General features: G+C 29.7%; 9 protein-coding genes. 4 read left to right on the top strand and 5 right to left on the bottom strand.

Translation table 11 applies throughout. From position 1 onward, the window contains the following. Positions 1-493: 493 nt before the first annotated feature. The 3 genes from gap to hns form a co-directional block, all read right to left on the bottom strand. Positions 494-1,492: a type I glyceraldehyde-3-phosphate dehydrogenase gene (gap, locus tag ERCIPSPA2889_RS00670; RefSeq protein ID WP_157988962.1), complete on the bottom strand. Its 999-nt coding sequence runs from the start codon at positions 1,490-1,492 to the stop codon at positions 494-496. 1,869 nt (positions 1,493-3,361) lie between these two features. Continuing rightward, a complete protein-coding gene (rne, locus tag ERCIPSPA2889_RS00665; protein ID WP_157989408.1) occupies positions 3,362-6,340 on the bottom strand; it encodes a ribonuclease E in 2,979 nt (992 codons plus the stop codon). Positions 6,341-8,336: 1,996 nt separating this feature from the next. After that, a complete protein-coding gene (gene hns / locus ERCIPSPA2889_RS00660) occupies positions 8,337-8,744 on the bottom strand; it encodes a histone-like nucleoid-structuring protein H-NS (RefSeq protein WP_157988961.1) in 408 nt (135 codons plus the stop codon). A 1,911-nt stretch (positions 8,745-10,655) separates the two neighbouring features. Between hns and ERCIPSPA2889_RS00655 the strand changes: the two genes are divergently transcribed. Together ERCIPSPA2889_RS00655 and htpG are read left to right on the top strand one after the other, a co-directional pair. After that, positions 10,656-11,261: a thymidine kinase gene (locus tag ERCIPSPA2889_RS00655; protein WP_157988960.1), complete on the top strand. Its 606-nt coding sequence runs from the start codon at positions 10,656-10,658 to the stop codon at positions 11,259-11,261. 966 nt (positions 11,262-12,227) lie between these two features. Further along, complete coding sequence (gene htpG / locus ERCIPSPA2889_RS00650; RefSeq protein WP_157988959.1) at positions 12,228-14,129, top strand: molecular chaperone HtpG; 1,902 nt, start codon at positions 12,228-12,230, stop codon at positions 14,127-14,129. A 932-nt stretch (positions 14,130-15,061) separates the two neighbouring features. Here the strand turns inward: htpG and ERCIPSPA2889_RS00645 are convergent. Together ERCIPSPA2889_RS00645 and dnaX are read right to left on the bottom strand one after the other, a co-directional pair. Continuing rightward, positions 15,062-15,484 (bottom strand): DNA polymerase III subunit gamma/tau C-terminal domain-containing protein, encoded by a 423-nt coding sequence (locus ERCIPSPA2889_RS00645; RefSeq protein WP_157988958.1) that lies wholly within the window; start codon positions 15,482-15,484, stop codon positions 15,062-15,064. 8 nt (positions 15,485-15,492) lie between these two features. Next, positions 15,493-16,953, bottom strand: coding sequence for a DNA polymerase III subunit gamma/tau (dnaX, locus tag ERCIPSPA2889_RS00640; RefSeq protein ID WP_157988957.1), 1,461 nt, complete (start codon positions 16,951-16,953; stop codon positions 15,493-15,495). 2,252 nt (positions 16,954-19,205) lie between these two features. On the opposite strand from dnaX, the gene guaB reads away from it, so the two are divergent. Both guaB and guaA read left to right on the top strand, forming a co-directional pair. Then, positions 19,206-20,672 carry an IMP dehydrogenase gene (gene guaB, locus ERCIPSPA2889_RS00635; protein ID WP_157988956.1) on the top strand — a complete coding sequence of 489 codons (1,467 nt, stop codon included), beginning with the start codon at positions 19,206-19,208 and terminating at the stop codon, positions 20,670-20,672. Positions 20,673-20,808: 136 nt separating this feature from the next. Continuing rightward, on the top strand, positions 20,809-22,389 hold the full coding sequence (gene guaA, locus ERCIPSPA2889_RS00630; RefSeq protein WP_157988955.1) for a glutamine-hydrolyzing GMP synthase: 1,581 nt from the start codon (positions 20,809-20,811) through the stop codon (positions 22,387-22,389). Positions 22,390-22,667: the final 278 nt, after the last annotated feature.

Here is a 22,667-nt window from a genome sequence, read left to right as displayed (position 1 = left end):
TCAAGTTTATATATAATAGTAATAAATAGTAATATAATGCCAATAATTAGGAATCTAGTAACAAAAAAACTCAATTATTATTGATAATTTAAAATAACTGAGAATATAGTAAACTATATATCTTTATATGTTAATCTGAGAATCTTAGATTTTTTCAAATATTTAATATTATAAAAAAATAAATTAAGCTTTATTGAAAGACTGGACATAATAAAATGTACCTAGATTTTTTATACTTAAGAGACTTGATTAGTTAAGTTTACTCCATCTTTTTTATTCAGCATAAAAGAATTGTATTTCGAGAAAAATTATATACTGCTTGAGCATTTTTTATAAAAACTTACTACATATACTTTATATGAAATATATGTTAAGAATATACGAAGCTGATCGTAAAGTAGATATATCTTCTATCCTAAAAGTTTTTCTACTAATTCTTTATAACATATTACTATATGATCAGCTATTAATATCCAATAGTTACGAATCTTCTTCATTTCATAATATGACTAATCAAGTCAAGCACTTTACTGGAATATCCTGTTTCGTTATCATACCAAGATATTAACTTAACAAAATTATCATTAAGCGACATACCCGCGCAAGAATCAAAAATAGAAGTCATGGTTTCACCATTAAAATCAGTAGAGACTACCTGATCTGAAGTAAAACCAATAATTCCTTTCATCTCACCTTCAGATGCTGCTTTTATCGTTTTACATATTTCTTCATAAGAAGCAGGTTTTTCTAAACGAGCAGTTAAGTCCACTACAGAAACGTTAGGGGTTGCAACACGAAATGACATACCTGTAATCTTGCCACAAAGCTCAGGAATAACCTGACCTACTGCTTTTGCCGCACCAGTTGCGGCAGGTATAATATTCTGTATTGCACCTCGACCACTTCTCCAATCTTTAGAAGACACACCATCAACAGTTTTCTGAGTTGCTGTAGTAGCATGAATAGTTGTCATGAGCGCCTCCACAATACCAAAGTGGTCATTAATCACTTTGGCTAATGGAGCTAGACAATTAGTTGTACAAGATGCATTAGAAATAATATCCTGTCCTTGATAAGACTGATGATTAACTCCCATTACAAACATCGGAGTGGAATCTTTAGATGGTCCGGTTAAGACAACTTTCTTTGCACCGGCAGTAATATGTGAACGCGCAGCTTTATCTGTTAAAAAATGACCGCTAGATTCAACTATAACCGAAGCATGTACTTCTGCCCATGGTAAATTAACAGGATTTCTCTCAGCACTAACAAAAATAATTTTATCGTTAACAACAAGATTACCATCAGCGTTAACTTTAATTTCCCCATGAAATCGTCCATGAGTTGAATCATACTGGAGCATGTAAGCCATATACTCTGCATTTAATAAATCATTGATAGCTACAATTTCTATATCAGGTCGATTCGCAGCAGCACGAAAAATCACTCGACCAATGCGCCCAAAACCATTAATGCCAACTTTAATAGTCATATATATCACCAAACGTATTATTTTTATTCATATTAGGATTTTAATTAAAATATTAATAATTATGATTAACTTCTGGTTAATCATAATTACTCTTATAAAATTACATACTCATATATTAATATTATTCAATGTTAATAACTGTGCCTTATAAAGGTTTATATTCAAGAAATCAGTGATAATAATTAAAATCTCTATTCGTAGTAAAGATGCTAAGCCATTTTAAAAACTAATAAGCTTCATTGTCTCAATAATTTAATTTATACTTTAATAGTCACTATTATATCGTATTTTATAATACTGCCAACAACTTTAGATATTATAGAAAATATGATAATCAAAAAAAATATACAGTCTCAACCTCATATCGGCATGATGCAGTGAGTTGTCTACCATATTCTATATATCAAACAAGCACACACAATAAAATCAATAATACTAGATAAATAATCTCAATGCATCAGTCACATATTACTAAAAATTTTATTATCTATATAAAGAATCATTAGATTATAAGTTTAAAGATTACTTTAATATTTTCTTTTTAACCTAATACTAACGGACTCCATTAATATGTTAATTAAGATATTAAAATAATTTTTACTGCTTATATGCACTAACATCTATTACTAAAGTCTTTCAAGGAAATATTTGATGACGTATCCAAAATATAATCTTAATAAAAGTTCCATTATTTATTAATATACAGTACATATGCATTCACAGCATATACAGTGGAAAATTTTTTAAAAAAATCAAAAAATTTCATTCTGAATTAGAATAACAGATAAAATCTTTAACTTCCTGTATTTTGTTTCTGCTGGATTTTATTATTTTATACCCGGATCCGATAAAAACCTTTTATACTTAATAAATTTATCAAAATATACATTAAAATAAAAAAAATATAAAAAAATACTCAGATTAAAATGACACAAATAACAGCTTATTGAATAATCTACTGCAGAAATTAACAACATCTTACTATATATAATCTATTTATTTTCCTTAAAAATCATACCTTATCATATAGTATGATAAAATCATATATATAGTTCTTTAGTTTGTAACATATATCTCCATATATATTATATAAATAAAGTACTAATAATATTTTTATATTACTATCATAGTAATAACCTGATGTTCTTAGATATTCGGTATATATCACTATTACTAACTTACTATCAAAAACTATCGATAACATTAAATTTATACAACATCAAATATAATATTTTTTATTATTTAAGAATTTATCTTGCCCACCTTACTAAAATAAAAACTTCTGCAAATCAAAATATGCAAATATATTATCTAATTTATTATTGTATATTATATAATATATTCTCGTAAATGATATTATATAAAACTATTTTAGTTTCTAAAAACAATAAAAAGCATACGAGATGTATTGAAAAAAAAGATATATTACCATTTTATAGCATACAGTAAATTTATTTTTGTAGAGTTTTTTCAGTAATAGATACTTGTGCCCTCTGATCTATTATGATAAAAATCATCATTAACATTCCAATAAAATTGATAATTTATTTTATTACTACATAAAATAAATATAGATAATAACACATATGTAATAACATATGTGTTATTATAGATAAACAAAATCTAAAATACTATTCATATAAAAAATTACTTTATAAGTAAAATTTATTTCATTTTTATTAAGATTTACATAATATTAACGGAGTATTTCTCTAAAATAAAATTTTAAAATCACAGTGACTAAACCCCTACAAATTATTATCTCACACCCTTTACTGATAATTGAATTGCACTCTAAATCTACTACACGTTTTTATTTATAGGATTGTAATCTATATCTATTTTATTACGATCAAAGCGTAGTGATATTCAATCATCTGATATTGAATCTTGTGTAATAGCAATTTTTGTTACTGGCGCATAAGAGTGATTTATATAACGACCAGGTGCTATCAAAATATTAGACTGATGAATAATGTTATTCTGATCTTGATTTGGAGCACAGTCGTTAAAAGTATTTTTTTTCTGAGTTAAAGTACTAATCGAATTACTACTAACAGATGGATAATGTACAGCGTTATTTATCATACTTCTTGGTTCAATTGTTGAAGTTATTGTAACATCATGGCTTATATCTAATGGAGATACCACAGCAAAACCATTGTTATTATTTTCTAAGGCACCTTCAGCATCTTTGTTTGTTGAAGTAGAGTCAAATTTACCTTCGCATACTAACTTACTTTGCGCATTGCTTGCTACCACGGTACTAGAAGGTATATTGCGATGGTTTAATTTACAACTTTTAAGTGGTATAGTTGGATGTAAAATCCAAATCTTACCTAATGCCAGCTCAGGTGATGCCATGGCATGCATTAAAGGCATTGATGAATGTCTTCCATCATATTCATCCGAGTAACGACGACGACGAGAACCACTAGAACGCGAATTGCGCGTCGATTTACGTGGTCGACGCACGGCAGTGCAATTACCTCTAGTATCATTTTCAGATAAATCCAATGCAGTTTTGTTAGGTTCTAAGATAGGAACTATTGCAGATAAGTTAGTTTCTTTTGATTGACTAATGGTATCCATTATCCCATCAGGACTTTTAGAATCCTTTTTTGTTTTTTCTAGTTCATATAAGGCATGATGACTTAATAACCCTGAGGAACCATGAGTCTGTTTTTCTATCTTATTAGTCACTGGGATGATCGGCTCAGCTCGTTGCTCATGTCGCTCCATTAAAGCATGCTCTAACTGTTTAGAATCTGAACGACGACGATAACGAAATTGTCGCGATTGACTTTGTACTCTGATTTCAGACTCTTCTGAAGAAATTGGCTTATTATGATGAGACATCGGATGCATATGACGACGATTGCGATGATCGCTGCGAGTATCCCGAATATCACGTTCATTTCGATTTAAACTGTAATTACGATTATTACATCGATGATTATTAGAATTAATGTTCTTATCAGAATGATCAACAAAATCATAATTTTGACCAGGATCCTGTTGAAGACTAGTGGCAAGCGAAGATGGTTTGATGATTTTTTCAGAGGTCACAGTATCTTCTGATTGTTTATTAAGTCGCTCTGTTGAACAAAATAAATTTTTACATTCTGTTATAAGACGACTCACTAAGCTCGGTTGCTTTATTAAAGAATATTCAGATGTTTCAACAGAAATATTAGATTCTCTCATTGAATTATCGAGTCTATGTGATGTCAGTGAGGAACCTGGAATGACAACAGTAGTAATGGCTGGCGTCTCTGGACGCTTGCGCTCGATCTGCGTAGGATCTATAAGAACCCCCATCTCATCTTGATGTAATTTTGAAAGATGATAACTCAAAGTTTGCGTTTCTTCTCCGCTACGTACACGCAACACAGAATAGTGAGGGGTCTGCATATTATCATTTGGAACAATAATTGCACGTACACCACCGGGACGCTTTTCAATAGCGCTGACAGCATCACGTTTTTCATTCAATAAATATGAAGCAACTTGCACTGGAACAATAGCGTGCACTTCTTTTGTATTTTCTTTTAATACTTCCTCTTCTATTAATCTTAAAATAGATAATGACAATGACTCATTATCACGAATAGTCCCTGTACCGCTACAACGAGGACATACGTGATGGCTGGATTCACCAAGTGACGAACTCAGACGCTGACGTGACATTTCTAATAACCCAAAACGTGAAATATGACTAATTTGAATACGAGCGCGATCTTGTCGAACCTCTTCGCGAAGTCGATGTTCTACAGCCCTTTGGTGACGTACTGGCCCCATATCAATAAAATCGATTACAATTAGACCCCCTAGATCACGTAGCCGTAGCTGACGAGCAATCTCATTTGCTGCTTCTAGGTTTGTATTAAATGCCGTTTCCTCAATATCAATACCTCGAGTTGCCCGAGCAGAATTGATATCTATGGCAGTAAGCGCTTCAGTGCTATCAATAACAATCGAGCCACCAGATGGTAGACGAACTTCACGCTGAAAAGCTGATTCAATCTGTGACTCAATTTGGTAGTGACTAAATAATGGAATTTCACCTGTATATAATTTAATTTTGCTAGTAAAATCTGGGCGACCAAGTGCCGCGATATGCTGACGAGCTAAATCTAATACCTGAGGGTTGTCTATTAAAATTTCACCGATATCTTGTCGTAAATAATCACGGAAAGCACGTACAATAACATTGCTTTCCTGGTGAATTAAAAATGGTGCTGGTCGACTACTTGCTATCTTCTTAATTGCTTCCCAATGTTTAATCCGAAAACCTAGATCCCATTGTAATGCTTCAACAGATTTACCAACCCCAGCAGTACGTGCAATTAAACCCATACCATCTGGAAGCTTCAGTAAAGATAAAGTAGCCTTCAGCTCGATTCTATCATCACCTTCAATACGTCGAGAAATACCACCAGCACGAGGATTGTTAGGCATTAATACTAAATATGTTCCGGCTAAACTAATAAAAGTAGTAAGGGCTGCTCCTTTATTACCACGTTCTTCTTTATCAATTTGAACAATAACTTCTTGTCCTTCACGTAATACATCTTTGATATTAGGACGACCGCGGATATTATCGTTTTCTAAAAAATATTCACAAGAAATCTCCTTAAGAGATAAAAAACCGTGTTTATCTGCCCCATAATCAACAAATGCAGCCTCCAGGCTAGGTTCAACACGAGTAATCTTACCTTTATAGATATTAGCCTTTTTTTGTTCATACCCTGGGGTCTCAATATCTAGATCATATAGGCACTGTCCATCGACAAGTGCAACACGCAACTCTTCTTGCTGCGTGGCGTTTATCAGCATTCTTTTCATCATAACTTACTCATTATTATTACATGATTAATACAGCGACAAATAGAATCTTACTTTAAATAAGGATACAGATAACCCAGTTTTATTTAACTATTAATCTGATGGATGTCGCCAGCGGAGGGATTAATAATATTCAGTGACCTATTAGTATGATACATAGAGAAGTGAGCCTTAGACACAAACGCTCGAATAGCTTAACCAATCTTAAATACATCATCTATCTGTAATTTTTGTATAATCTACCTGTAATCTCTGAATTCATCAGTAAATTCATATTTCCTTAAGGACTCATCGTACCTTATCATACTGTTCTCAGTGTAAGGCAGCCATTCAATTTTCTAACCAATGTTAATCGTTCATATTTAATATTGATTCTATATTAATCTACATATCTTGTAATTTCTTAGGACAGCACGTTTCTACATAAAATAATACATTGACACTTTAATATTTCAGTCATTTGTATATTTATAATATAAAATTTCCAAATAACCGATAAAAATCACTTTAATTTACCTATAATAAGGTATTATATTTTAGTTTGTAAGATTATTATGCCGATCTATAACTGTATACAGTAAACCTTAACCTATTTTGTTAGTATACTATCTCTAATCTTCTGATAAGTGATAAACATGATCAAAACACTGTAGCTGAAGCGGTCTTTTGAACATCTAAAACAATCTTTAAATAAAACATATAAACAATCACATAAAAAAACATTATGTTTACCTTAAATGTTATATATGTTCATGAGATTTTATTATATATAATTTCCATATAATTTATATTATTTCTACATAATTTTGTATGTAGGTATAATATTTTATATGTTACTAACACCTAGTGCATCCCTCATAAAGGGCAATACCGAAATACTCAGATTAGGTTAATACTTATGTCACTCCTTTAAATTAAATCTATAATCTTGAAATTGATATTATTACATGAAATTGTATTTCTAGTACAAACTGATACTGATCGATCAATAGTATTGAATACTTATATTGCATATGGATGGGATGTATATTCTGTATAGTATCATTACAGATCGAGGATAAAGCGAATTAAGGGATTCAAATCTACACACGAATACAAGAAAATGTTAATTTAAAAAATAAAGTGGCATCTTACTAAGATCACTATATCATTTCTGAATATCTGATAAATCTCTTGAGGAATTTTAAATACCTAGAATGCTAATAACTTCTATTTAAAACAAAATATATTTTTATATATAGGGTATAATTATTATTATATCTAATGCTTATATATGTATATATTTCTTTCGTTATATTTACGAGATCTTCTGTAATCATAAACGTGATACGATATAAAAATATAACATCTATTCAGAAATAAACTAAAAAGTTTATTCATATACTCATGATGTTTAATAATGATACCTTAAAATTCTATAACTTCTAATTAAATCTTATCTAATAAGCACTATACAATACAGAACAATGGAATATTAACTACAGATTCTCTTATTAAAATAAAAATCATTTAAAAAATGGCAAAAAATAAACTTACTACTGAATTTATTATTATAATATATTTTTATCACTATTAGTGATAATGTTCGATCATGCAATGCTTGTAGCTATAACCATGCGATACTAAAAATAATTTTGCATTTGTTGATCAAAATGCTTCTATAATGAACCACGTATATAATCTATCATTATAATATACTATTAGAAAAAAGATGCAGCTAGATTCTCATCTAGCTACCAAGATTCTAATCTAGCTACGAATTATAAATAAACTATACAAATGACTCATAAAATAAGTCACCTAACAGATAAAAAAAACATCTTTTTTACTTCTTAAATATAAAAATAAAATTATTACATCATTATTTTATAAAGACTTTTATAATCAATTGACTTGTATTATTATACATAATAGTGACTATTAATCGCATTTAATTTTAAAAAAACTCTCTAAAAATTTCAAAACTGTTACTTATTATAACTTTCATTCAGTACACTTAAAGTAAAAAATCTTCTAATTTTTTATTTTGTCCATCTATAGCCATTCTAATAACTGCTGGAGTTCTCCCTTGCCCAGTCCATGTTTTATTTTCTCCATTCTTATTGATATAAACATATTTTGCAGGACGCGCTAAACGTTTGGATTGAGCTGTTGATTTTATTTTAATAGACGCTATTAATAATTCATTAGGATCAATACCGTCAGTTATAAGCATATCACGGTACTTCTGAAGTTTACGAAACCGTGCTTCTACTTCTTCTTGCGCCTGTTTTTCTTCTGTACGGCGCTCATTTACTACAGTCTCAAATTTAATTAGCATCTCTTCTAGAAGATCTACATTACATTCTCTTGCTTGTGCACGTAACGTGCGAATATTATTCAGAATTTTAAGGGCCGCATTCATAGTTTGAATTCTCTAAATTATATTTATTAGGCTAATACTGCATAACATAATAATAATGATGCTTATCAAGAACTGCAATAGTTAATTTCTTAAATATATTTAAATCTAAAAAGTTAATGAAAGATCAAATATTCTAAATAGATAGACAATAAATATATTATTTTTCTATAGACAAAAATACTTCGACCTAGTTTATAAAATCTAGTTTTAAAAATAAAAAGAATTTATATCAGATGTTTTATTGATAATTTGCAATCTCAAAATATCACAATCTACATGACTATCTGAACTACACCTATTATAATATTAGTGCTGCAGTAGATATCCTATACGTAAGTATCAAATGGTAAAATACTAGTTGATTATAAAAAATACCTATATCTTAATTCTATCTTAAATGATGTATTGATAATTAAATTAATATGGTTTATTAAAATAATAATGAGAAAATATTTACAAGAAAAACTATTTAATTTTTCTCTATACAATGATTTTCTTTTGAGATCGCTCTTAAGATTTTTTATTTTATGTTATTCACTTCACATAAATAATAATACTATAGCAATAGAGCTATTTTAAAAATATATCTGAAAATTCTCTTCAAAACCCACTTAATAAGTATATTACTCCGCATCTTTTAGACTATGCATAATGTAATATATACAAAATATTCATCCGCAAATTATATGAGTAGGCCTATAATAACTACTCACCAATATATTAAATGATAAATAATTTATATATTATATTCTTCAAAAATGCAAAATATAAAAACTAAAAGCAATAACTCACGCCTGATATACTATTAATAATCACTTTATATTAAATAGTATGAATACCATTAAACTAATACTCTCTCAAGAAAATAGAATTCAATAATAATCAGCATCATCAGTATAATCAGATTAATTATAATAAAATCAGTACACTTTATAATTCGCTTAACTAATATAGACTCAACGCCCTATGAACATATATACATAAGCAATATACACTACAAGGTATTCTCATAACTTTCATTATCTTTAATTTATTCAAGGTTATAGATACATACTACCAAATATAATATGCACACATTGATACTAGAAAATTTATTAACTCATGAATTTTTGATATCGTTTTACGAATAAGATTTAGATGCTAAGTTTAACATCTAAAGATTTTTTTAAAAAATACTGAAAATATTAATATGTATTTTAAAAGTTTATTTGTAAAAGTTATCTAGATTTTTAATCTATACCATGAAACTAATGTAAACTTTAATTAAAATTTAAAATAAAAGTAATATACATATACACTAGCTCAAACTACAGATACAAGTTAATAATTATATATTCATCTCATCATATCTTCACTGCTAAATCGAGATTTAAAAAAATTTAGCGGAATTTATTAAATAGCTATGTATAAATTTTATTTTATAATCGTTAAATACGGTAAACTGTTAAAACTAAAATAAAATTTTATTTTTTTTGTAATGTTGTGATTAAATTGCTGCCTGAATAATTATTCTTAATATAGTATAACTATTTAAGTTTTTCAAAGCCTATAATTTATCTATACAGTTAGTTAAATAAACTGTATTTAATTTAAAATTATTAACATATCATGCTCTTCAAGAGTTATAAATTTCTGAAAATCTTTAGTGTAAAATACATTTATGTATAAAAAAATTATGATAATTATAAATTAAATTTTTTATATGGGTAAGATAACATTTTATGTCTTAATATAATCACACTGGAAGATATTAAGACAAGCATATGAAATTTTTATCTTATTTTAATAAATTCTCATGCACTATAAATTTTAATTTTAATCAAAAATGTATATATGAAAACTTTAATGATGCTATTCCACTCAATAATCTTTATTATCACTAGGAGATTATTATACCTAGGAGAAAAGCGGATGGCACAACTCTATTTTTATTACTCAGCAATGAATGCTGGAAAATCAACAGCATTGTTGCAATCCTCTTATAATTATAATGAAAGAGGAATGAGAACCTTAATCTATACTGCAAAAATTGATAACCGTTTTCATGTCGCCAAAGTAAACTCACGCATTGGCATTTCATCTTCTGCTATATTATTTCATATTAAAACGAAGTTCTTCCAAGAAATTCAAATAGAAAAAGATCATAAAACAGTACACTGTGTTTTAGTTGATGAAAGTCAATTCTTAACACGCAGACAGGTTAAAGACTTGTCTGAGGTTGTAGATAAATTAGAGATCCCGGTACTCTGTTATGGCCTACGTACCGATTTCCGTGGCGAGTTATTTTCTGGTAGTCAATATTTATTGGCATGGTCAGATAAGTTGATTGAATTAAAAACAGTGTGTCACTGCGGAAGAAAGGCGGGAATGGTCTTACGTATTGATTCTGTTGGAAAACCTGTTATTCTAGGAAATCAAATACAAATAGGAGGAAATGAAAAATATATTTCTGTATGCCGCAAACATTACTTTGAGGCGTTAGACATTTCATCAACAAAAGTTTTAAAAAAAACATAAAAAATAACAGAAAAAATCTTATAAAAATATAATATATTCCTTTCTGAAATAAATAAAATGACACAGCACAGTATTGTGTTGATTAATATTGATGATTGCAGCAAAGAAGCACAATCGTAAACAGTTAGCACATTCAATATTTATAATCTACTAGCAATATTTGTTAAGAAAAATTTTTTATCATTATTATATTGCAAGTATTTTAATCTTATTATTTATATCTATCTATCAAATATTATAATGATAAAACCAAAATTACTAAAAATTTCTATAACATTATCTGCAGACATTGTTAAAATTAAAGTCATACTAAATATACCATAAACTCAGATTAAATATAGTCACTGAATTTATAAAACAATATCTATAATATCAGTTACTGAAAAATAAATAAGGTAAATAATCTCATATTAATTTTAAATATATTGCATCCAAAAAAAATAAATTCATCACGCTCACTCTTAAAGTAAATAATAATATATTATAAAATAGAAAATATGTATAATATAATACATAATCTATGATACTCAATAACTTTATAGTTTAATAATCATTATTGATTTGATATGTTTTATTATGTTTAAATTATACGATAAATTAATATATTCATAATAGTAATTTGTTTGTGCATGCTTGAGGTCACTTAACAACAGAAATATACTCAATTCAAAGATTAAAAAAATTATTATTTTTCCATATTACTATGAATTAATATAATGAAAAAATTCATGTTAATGATAAATTAAAAATAAATAATAAAACTAGAAAGGAGCACTTAAAACTCAATCACTTAATAATGCGATTCTTTATATGTCTTCTAAAATATTTAGAGTCAAGTTCCTTTCTAATAAAAATACTATTAACTTTTTATTATCTTGAAAGATAGCTTTAGAGCATCTAATAAGTGTTGTAATTAAAAAAATAATACTCGAAAGAAATTATCACTGCTATAAGGTGGAAAGAATTATGCACGAACAAGAAACTCTCAACTTCCAGTCAGAAGTCAAACAATTATTAAAATTAATGATACATTCCATGTATTCAAATAAAGAAATTTTTTTACGTGAATTAATATCTAATGCTTCTGATGCTGCTGAAAAATTGCGCTTTAAGGCATTATCCAACCCAGATCTGAATTGTAGTAATCTTCGCGTAAGAATAGAAATTAATAAGGACAAACGAGTTCTTATAATTAGTGATAACGGTATTGGTATGAAACGAGAGGAAGTTGTTGAAAATTTAGGTACTATTGCAAAATCAGGTACCAAATCATTTATAGCATCACTTGGATCAGATAACACCAAAAATAATCAGTTAATTGGTCAGTTTGGTGTTGGTTTTTATTCTGCATTTATTGTAGCAGATAAAGTATCAGTACGCACCCGCTCTGAAGAGTCTCCCGAAAATATGGGGGTATTATGGGAATCTTCTGGAGAAGGTGATTATACTATTTCTAATATTGAAAAAATTGACCGAGGCACTGAAATCATCCTTCATCTACGTGAAAAAGAAGATATATTTTTAGATGTATGGCATCTTCGCGGCATTATTAATAAATATTCCGAGCATATTTCCTTACCAGTAGAAATTCAAACAAGTCATGAAGATGACGATGCTGTCGTCTGGGAAAAGATTAATAAAGCTCAAGCATTATGGACACGAAATAAGTCTGATATCACAGAGGAAGAATATAAAGAATTTTATAAAAATTTATCTCATGACAATAGTGACCCTTTAATCTGGAGTCATAATAGAGTAGAAGGAAAACAAGAATACACTAGCCTTTTATATGTACCAACTCAAGCTCCATGGGATATGTGGAATCGTGATCATAAGCATGGCCTAAAACTATACGTACAGCGTGTATTTATTATGGATGATGCCGAACAGTTTATGCCAAACTACTTACGTTTTATAAAAGGGATAATTGATTCTAATGATCTACCATTAAATATTTCGCGCGAAATCTTACAAAGCAATCATATTACGCAGACTTTACGTTTAGCCCTAATTAAACGCTCTCTACAAATGCTAGGTGCTATGGCAAAAAATCATAAAGAAAAATATCAAACATTTTGGCAACAATTTGGACGAGTTCTTAAAGAAGGGCCAGCAGAAGACAGAAGTAATGCAGTAAACATTTCTAAACTACTACGTTTTTCTTCCACTTCCTATCCAAGTTCAGTGCAAACTGTATCATTAGATGATTATGTTACTCGAATGAAAAAAGAGCAGGAAAAAATTTATTTTATTGCCGCCGATAGTTATCTTGCAGCAAAAAATAGCCCTTATCTTGAGATGTTCCATAAAAAATCCATTGAAGTTCTTCTACTTTTTGACCGCATTGATGAGTGGATGATGAATCATCTTACTGAATTTGAAGGGAAGAAATTCCAATCAGTCAGCACGGCTGACGCTGAATTAAACAAGCTAGCCGATGTAACAAGTGAAGTGCAAAAACAAACCGAGCAATCGTTAGAACCGTTTATTACTCGGGTCAAAAACTTACTTGGTGATCGCGTTAAAGGCGTTAGCCTAACACATCGCCTATTTGATACACCAGCAATTGTAACAACAGACGTCAATGATATATCTACTCAGATGGCAAAGCTACTTTCCTCTACAGGTCAAGAAACCCCAACGGTAAAATATCTATTTGAGATGAACCCTGAGCATGAATTAGTAAAGCGGGCCGCTGAGACGAAAAATGAAGCAAATTTTGTAGAGTGGATTGAATTATTTTTGGCACAAGCCCTATTTGCTGCAACGGGTACACTAGAAGATCCCAATCAGTTTATCCAGAGAATTAATCGTATGCTTTTGAAATCTAGTGAATCAATAGAAAATACGATTATTGTAAATAAATAGAGACCAATAGACATAATAACTCTCATATAAAAGCATTTTACAAAACACAAGTACGCACTGCATATATAGTGCGTACTTGTCATAAAAATAAATAAAAAACTTTTAGACGCTTTAAAATATAAAAGGCTACTACTATAATAATCTAAAAAATCACTCACTAAACTATATATGCCAATACCAAATCTACATGATATCGAAATAAATTATATTAGTAATTCTATTATAGAATAACACATTGACATAGTAACATACTAGTATATAAATTATAATATTTTATTTAAGAGAGTTTTTACTACATATTATTCAAAAAAACCTCCTAAAAAATTACTTTTTTTTAGAAATTCTGTAAATCGCATATCACTTGAAAATTATTTTACCCTTTTATATTATATCAAATAAAACTAAACATATTCCCTATATCGATTCATATCGTTAAAACCGTACTTTCTGTAATTAAGTGACCATCCACATCTACAATATTAGGTTAAATGAGAGCGCTTTTTAGTATGAATTACTATCACGGAACACAAAAAAACTTCAACTATCTATTGACGATTGATTTATATTTTTTCTAGAGATAAACCTGCTCAATATTCTTAATATAATCCTCAAAAATAACTACTGATCAAGTAATAATTAAACAAATATCAACCTTAAAAACTGGATTTATAATGAATATAATGTAAAAATTATTAGATAAAACTCACTGTTAGTTTTTACGTAATTTAGATATACACTCTCACTAAAGTAGTTCTTTAACTTTACTATTTTTATCTATAATAACTGTTCTTTTATAGCTTTTCTATAAAAATTTAGTTTTTTAATTATATTCTTTTTTGTATTCTAATGGTGAAAATTTTAATTTTTTTATAAAAATATCATTATTAATTAGTAATCGTAAAAATCATCAAATATACTAATTTAGTTTATAATCAAATAGGATAAATACTTTTATCTTGTACTACAGCATCAAAAATATGGCAAAAAATTTGAATATTGCTATCACTCAAAACAGATTTTCGTGCTGCTACTATTTTTTCTTGATAAATTTTATGTCGCCACTCTAAAGGGGTTAACACAGAATCATCATCATCTTCTAAAATTATTAACTGTAAAGGCTCTGTCTTAACCTTTATAAAACTATTATATAATTCTTGGTATGCTTCGGGTGTATTTAAATAACTATAGATAGAACGAATATGCAAACACAATCCTTTCTTAGTAAACTCCCTCCAAGAATGTAAAGCTAGTTGATAGCCTGCCTTTGATATATTTAATTTATCTAAATCAAATGACCAAGAATCCCGATTCCATGATTCTTTGATTATTTTTATCTCACACTCTGGATTACTCATATACTGATCTATATCGTTTGTAAAATCATGCGATGGAGGTAATAGTGTTTTTTTTTTAAATCAGCTATAGGTACAGTCTCTTGGTGAGACTTAGTGATATATTTACAGTCTTTTCTCTTTGAATCTCTCTCTATATTTACTAACGGAGCACTTTTTATCAATAAGTTGTGATTCTTAGGGACCTGCATGCTTTGCTGATGACTGATAGAGTTTTTACTACTATATAAATTATTATTATTGCCCTGAAAGTCTTTAAAGACTGTTTTTTTTATATTTTTTTTTTCTAAATCAACCGACGCATGAACAAGTTTTTCAATAGGCCGTTCAGAGGATGACCGATCCTGCACAACCAGATTATGCGTTCTTTCTTCTTCTTTAAAGTCTTCTGGTTGGAACGCCAATGCGCGCAATAAAGTCATTTCCACCCCCATGCGTTGATTAGGTGCAAATTTTAACTCTTTGCGCCCTACTAAAAGAATCTGATAATATAATTGCAAATCAGTTGGAGGTAGTGTTCTCGCTAATGCCTGCAATCGATAATCAATAGTTGTGCGATCTTTGCTAATCGCATCAGGCAAGAGTTGTATAATTGCAATACGATGCAAAAACCCAAGCATTACTATTAATAAACCATCCCAATCACCACCATACATGGCCACTTTCTCTAACAGCTCCATTACTTCTACACCATCAGAATGGACCATACGCTCAATAAGAGACATTGCGTATTGATCATCTAATATGCTAAGCATATTACTAACAGAATCAATAGTAACCGACCCCTTACCCATAACAATAGCCTGATCAGCTAGACTTAGTGAGTTACGCATACTACCATGCGCCGCTTGCGCTAGCATTTTTATTGCTCCAGGCTCTGCATAAATATTTTCAGTTTGCAATACATGCTTTAATTGCATGCAAATCTGATCTGAATTTAATACTGTTAAATGCAAGTGTAAACAACGTGATAATATGGTTAGTGGTAATTTTTGCGGATCTGTTGTAGCTAAGATAAACTTTACATGTGATGGTGGTTCTTCTAGAGTTTTCAATAAAGCATTAAAACTATGACGCGACAGCATGTGCACTTCATCAATTAAATAAATCTTAAAGCGACTCCGGGATGGAGTATACTGAACATTTTCTAACAGATCTCTAATATCTTCGACCTTTGTACGTGAAGCAGCGTCGATTTCAATAAGATCTAAACAAAAACCTTCAGCAATATCACGGCACTGCTCACATACTCTACAAGGATTAGATGTAATACCAGACTCACAATTTAAACTCTTAGCTAATAACCGAGCAATCGTGGTCTTACCAATACCACTCGCACCTGAAAATAAATAAGCATGATGTATGCGCTCCAGAGATAATGAATTTTTTAATACAATTAATACATGCTCTTGACCAACAACATCAGTAAATACTTGTGGGCGCCATTTTCGTGCCAACACTTGATAGCTCATAAAACCTTAATCATCTATTGTAGAGTGTGAATACTATTTAGCATTCATTCGGCTAAATACATTCAGCTGAAGTGAACGACTAAGATATTTTTAAATCATACGATATAACATCTTTAAAAGAGACACTAATCGAGTTTATAGAATATTTGATATGTTTAGACAAAATATCATTCATCTCAATACTTGCGCAATAATTTTTCATATCATGTATTATATATACTTAATCTAATATAAAAAAAATTAAAATCATCTCTAATGATGCTATCATCAAGAATGATTGAAAAAAAAATCAAAGAATATAACATAATTATACAATTGATATTATTTAGTGCTCTTGAAGCAAAATAGTTATTTTAATAAAAATCTACTAGGTATGCAGAGCATACTTAAACTTCATTCAGACATATTTTACTCACAGATTCTTTAAACACTTTTACTATTACATACAATCACTATTCTACTATTTGATCAATATCAATATGATTATATACTATTTTATATTTATCTTATAGTAAGATATTGTTCCTCTAATCAAATTAAAACTATCAATTTTCTAAGTCAATTATAATATGAAGCTTTCATGAATGCATAAAATAACAATAAATCTACAATATTTTAGATAAAATTCTATTAAAAAATTAATATCATTAAAAATATCATAAAATGTGACCTGTCTATTTCTACATCAATTGACAAAAAATAGCCATTATATACACCATAATGATCTTAATATATATAGTAAGGTATCATACCTTATATAGATTGATTAGATAACATAGGCACATATAACAATTCATGATGAGATTCTTTAAATATATGGTGCGCTAAAATAAAAAAAATTCTATAAAACTATTACCATATAAAAAATTTCTTCTTCAATCCTTAAATAATTATAATATATAATTATAATTATTCTTATCTATGCTGTATCTATGATACGATTTATGTTTATTATCTAAATATCTAAAAATTTCAACACTTATACCTCAGCATCAAAAATAGAATCTTTAATCATACCCAAACGGAAAGATTAATAATAATGTATTATCGATCAAAATATCATTCCGCCTAAATAAAATTAATTATACACCCTTAAAGAGCATTATTTTTGTTTTTTGTAAAAAAAATAAAAAAAATTAAAAAACAAAAACATAGAACATAAAGTAATGCTGAACATGTGAGCCACAAATAAAACAAGAAGACAAATTCACATTATTCATTTAATGTGATATTATAAAATATATTTAATCACTATATCGTATTACGATAACTCTTTATAATGCATAAAACAATTCAATATATATTTTATTTTTGTGGCCTTATAAAAATCTTTGCTGTAGGTTAGTATCATAAAAAAGCTTTCTTTATTAAAGGCATATAGGATATAATCCTACCTAACTGAAACATAAAATATACTTATTTTTTAGCTGAACATTATAGCGCGACTCTTAATTTTTGTTAAAACATTTAATTATTATTAAAATACTAAAGATATACATTAAATATAGATATAATTAGCCAAAATACTAAATTTTATAAAAATAAAAAATTAACTTATATTTTTTATAATGTATAATAAGTTTTTATTTTAAGTAAAAATAACTGAGCAAAATAAAAATATACTTTACTAATTTTTGCTAGTTAAATTAAAGTAATCTAAAAAACTATACATATCACATGTAAGATATATTGTTTATATTTTATCTATATTAGCATTAAAGATATGTTATTATTAATAATGATATTCTGAATATATTTTTTAAAAAAATGTTCAACTAATACTGCGCGATCAACACTAAAGAGTAATAATAGGAATAAACTAAAAAGCTTAATAAGACATACTTACAGATAAAGTATGATATTTTTTGTAATGATGTTATTATTAATAATATCGAGAATTATTAAATTATAATTTAAAATCATACAGTAGACCCTCAAGATCAAATAGTCATTATATGAATTCAAAATAATCGTATGTAATTAAATATTCCGAAAAACTATAATATCGATGCTAAACTATGTATTCTACATCTATACTATTAGAGTAAATATTGTTATTCTAAACTCTATAGCTAAGCTTTATAGTTGAATATATATTACAAGTAAAATTTGACAGAACTACATGCATCATTAATGTCTCTTCAAAAAATCTAGCGTTTTATGTAAAATATTGAAACAGATAGACGATAGCCTGTAAGAATTTTATAGCAATATTATATACGTTTTATTAACTTTTAGATTGAGATATTGCCATGCTCAGAATCGCTAAAGAAACCCTGACATTTGACGATGTTCTTATTGTTCCAGCTCACTCTTCCGTTCTCCCAGAAACAGCTAGCCTGCGTACTTCACTTACTAAAACTATCCATTTAAACATTCCTGTGATATCTGCTGCCATGGACACTGTAACTGAGTCTAACCTAGCAATTGCTATAGCACAAGAAGGTGGCTTAGGGTTTATTCATAAAAGTATGTCCATTGAAAATCAAGCGATAGAAGTCCGTAAAGTTAAAAAATACGAAAGCGGCATAGTAGTTAATCCGCAAACCGTATTACCTAGTACATCATTAAGAATGGTACAAACCTTAACCAAACGTAATGGATTTGCAGGTTATCCCGTAGTAAATAGTCAAAATCAATTAGACGGTATTATTACAGGACGGGATGTACGATTTGTTACTGATCTTGATTTACCTGTTTCTGCAGTTATGACTCCTAAAGAACGCCTAGTCACCGTGAAAGAAGGCGAATCTCGCATGGTTATACTACAAAAAATGCATGAAAAACGTGTAGAAAAAGCATTAGTAGTAGATAAATACTTTCAATTAAAAGGAATGATCACTGTTAAGGACTTTCAAAAAGCAGAACGCAAACCTTATGCTTGCAAGGATCAACATGGCCGACTGCGTGTGGGGGCAGCTGTAGGTGCTAACTTAGGTAACGTAGAACGAATTGACGCTTTAGTATCTGCTGGTGTCGATGTGTTATTAATTGACTCTTCGCACGGCCACTCTGAAAATGTTTTACAATGTATTAGAAAAACACGTGAAAAATATCCTGATCTTCAAATTATCGGCGGTAATATAGTAACTGCTTCTGGTGCACTAGCGTTAGCTAAGGCAGGCGTTAATGCAGTTAAAGTTGGTCTTGGTCCTGGGTCAATTTGTACCACCCGTATTGTCACCGGTGTAGGCATACCTCAAATCACAGCAGTTTCAGATGCTGCAACTGCCCTGGAAGGTTCTGGTATTCCAATTATTGCTGATGGAGGTATTCGCTTCTCTGGGGATATTGCTAAAGCTATTGCTGCTGGGGCAGCAGTAGTTATGCTAGGGTCCATGCTAGCAGGTAGCGAGGAGTCACCAGGTGAGATTGAATTATACCAGGGGCGTTCATTTAAATCTTACCGTGGAATGGGTTCACTCGGAGCCATGACTCAAGGGTCTGCTGATCGTTATTTTCAAATGAATAATACAGGAAACAAGTTAGTACCGGAAGGCATAGAGGGGCGCGTGGCATACAGAGGTCGACTTAAGGAAATCATCTATCAGCAAATGGGAGGCTTGAGATCTTGTATGGGTCTTACTGGTTGTGCTACTATCGAACAATTACGTACTAAAGCTGTTTTTGTCCGCATTAGTAAAGCAGGTATCTCAGAAAGTCATGCACATAATATCTCTATGACAAAAGAACCTCCAAATTACTACATAGATTCTTAGTCTCGTATCTAGAATGTTTCCTAATACAAGTAAATAATGATCTATTACTATAATGTAACTATCCTCTGAACTTTAATGACAATAATGTATTATGTGACTTATAATTGACAATATTATTTTCTCTGGAATTCTCTTCATGCTACTACAAAATATTTACAGCAGTCGTATTCTTATACTTGATTTTGGTTCACAATATACCCAACTGCTCGCTAAACGCATAAGGAGTATTGGGGTATATTGTAAATTATTAGCATGGCATGCATCAGAGAACGAAATTAGAGCATTTAATCCGAATGGTATAATCCTCTCAGGAGGACCAGAAAGCAGCATTAGTCATGATAGCCCACGTGCAGTAAATTATATATTTCATGCTGGAGTCCCCATTCTTGGTATATGCTACGGTATGCAAGTAATGGCTGTTCAATTAGGTGGTGTAGTGCAAAGCTCTAGCCAACGCGAGTTCGGTTATGCACAGATAATAGTAACAGGGAATAGCCAATTACTACCTCCAATTATACATGAGACAAAAATAGATGAAAAAATAGTGATGGATGTCTGGATGAGTCACTCCGATCATGTTAGTCAGATCCCATCTAATTTTATTGCTATAGCTAAAACTGAAACGTGTCCAGTTGTAATTATGACAAATGAAAAAAAACATTTCTACGGTGTACAATTCCATCCAGAAGTAACACATACACCACAAGGACTAAGTTTAATAAAACAATTTGTGCAAGTTATTTGTCAATGCAAAGCATTATGGACTGAGGAAAACATTATCGATGATATTATTCAACACATAAAAAATCAAATAGCAAATGAAAGAGTTATGCTGGGACTTTCTGGAGGCGTAGACTCTTTAGTAACGGCATTATTGTTACACCGTGCTATTGGTCATCGTTTAATATGCGTCTTTATTGATAATGGACTTCTTCGCTTAGGTGAAGCTAATCAAATAATAACTATGTTTTCTAATTTCTTTGGCTTAGATATTATTCATATAGAAGCAGAAAAACGATTTCTAGATGCTTTAGTTGGCATTCAGGAACCAGAAGACAAACGTAAAATTATTGGTCGTATATTTGTTGAGATATTTGAAGAAGAAGCCGTTAAACTTGGCAATGTGCAATGGCTAGCACAAGGAACTATCTATTCTGATGTCATTGAATCTGGTATAACTTCAGCTTCTCCAGCACACGTCATCAAGTCACATCATAACGTTGGAGGATTACCAAAAAACATGAGACTAAAATTACTCGAGCCTTTAAAAACACTATTTAAGGACGAAGTACGAAAAATCGGACTAAAATTAGGATTATCGAGATCAATCTTATATCGACACCCATTTCCAGGTCCTGGTTTGAGTATCCGCATATTAGGTGAAGTAAAAAAAGAATACTGTAACCTTTTAAGATCTGCTGACGCCATATTAATTGAGGAGCTACATAAGGCTGATTTGTATCATAAAGTAAGCCAAGCATTTACTGTGTTTCTTCCAATTCGCTCTGTTAGTGTTATAGGTGATAATCGAAAATACGATTGGGTAATAGCTATTAGAGCTGTTGAAACAACTGATTTTATGACCGCTCAGTGGGCAAATCTAACATATGAGTTTCTTAGTGTCGTCTCTAATCGTATTATAAATGAAATTCACAGCATCTCCCGCGTTGTTTATGATATCTCTAGTAAACCACCTGCAACAATCGAATGGGAATAAAATCCTAAATAAAAACCTATACATTATAGAATATTAACAGAATACTCAAAAATGCTTGGCACACAGTGCCCATATTAATTAATAGTCTAAAAAAACTCATATATATCATAGAGTTGTAATATAAGTTTTATATTTAGTATAGCATACTAAAGCAAGTTAAAAGTTACGTATTCTCTTTCGGCCGATACTCCTATTTTCATCCAGTTTTCACGCACCACGCAAATACAAGATTAAATCTACTCAAAAATAAATCCTATTATCTATAATAGAAATACACA

The sequence above is a fragment of the Candidatus Erwinia haradaeae genome (assembly GCF_900698985.1).
Taxonomy (GTDB): Bacteria; Pseudomonadota; Gammaproteobacteria; order Enterobacterales; family Enterobacteriaceae; genus Erwinia_E; species Erwinia_E haradaeae_B.
The sequence above is the reverse complement of the archived record's forward strand: the minus strand, read 5'-3'. Positions and strand labels throughout refer to the sequence as shown.

Bases quoted from the DNA above. Each gene is read 5' to 3' on its own strand.
- gap (WP_157988962.1), bottom strand. From the start codon at position 1,492: ATGACTATTAAAGTTGGCATTAATGGTTTTGGGCGCATTGGTCGAGTG.
- rne (WP_157989408.1), bottom strand. From the start codon at position 6,340: ATGAAAAGAATGCTGATAAACGCCACGCAGCAAGAAGAGTTGCGTGTT.
- hns (WP_157988961.1), bottom strand. From the start codon at position 8,744: ATGAATGCGGCCCTTAAAATTCTGAATAATATTCGCACGTTACGTGCA.
- ERCIPSPA2889_RS00655 (WP_157988960.1), top strand. From the start codon at position 10,656: ATGGCACAACTCTATTTTTATTACTCAGCAATGAATGCTGGAAAATCA.
- htpG (WP_157988959.1), top strand. From the start codon at position 12,228: ATGCACGAACAAGAAACTCTCAACTTCCAGTCAGAAGTCAAACAATTA.
- ERCIPSPA2889_RS00645 (WP_157988958.1), bottom strand. From the start codon at position 15,484: ATGAGTAATCCAGAGTGTGAGATAAAAATAATCAAAGAATCATGGAAT.
- dnaX (WP_157988957.1), bottom strand. From the start codon at position 16,953: ATGAGCTATCAAGTGTTGGCACGAAAATGGCGCCCACAAGTATTTACT.
- guaB (WP_157988956.1), top strand. From the start codon at position 19,206: ATGCTCAGAATCGCTAAAGAAACCCTGACATTTGACGATGTTCTTATT.
- guaA (WP_157988955.1), top strand. From the start codon at position 20,809: ATGCTACTACAAAATATTTACAGCAGTCGTATTCTTATACTTGATTTT.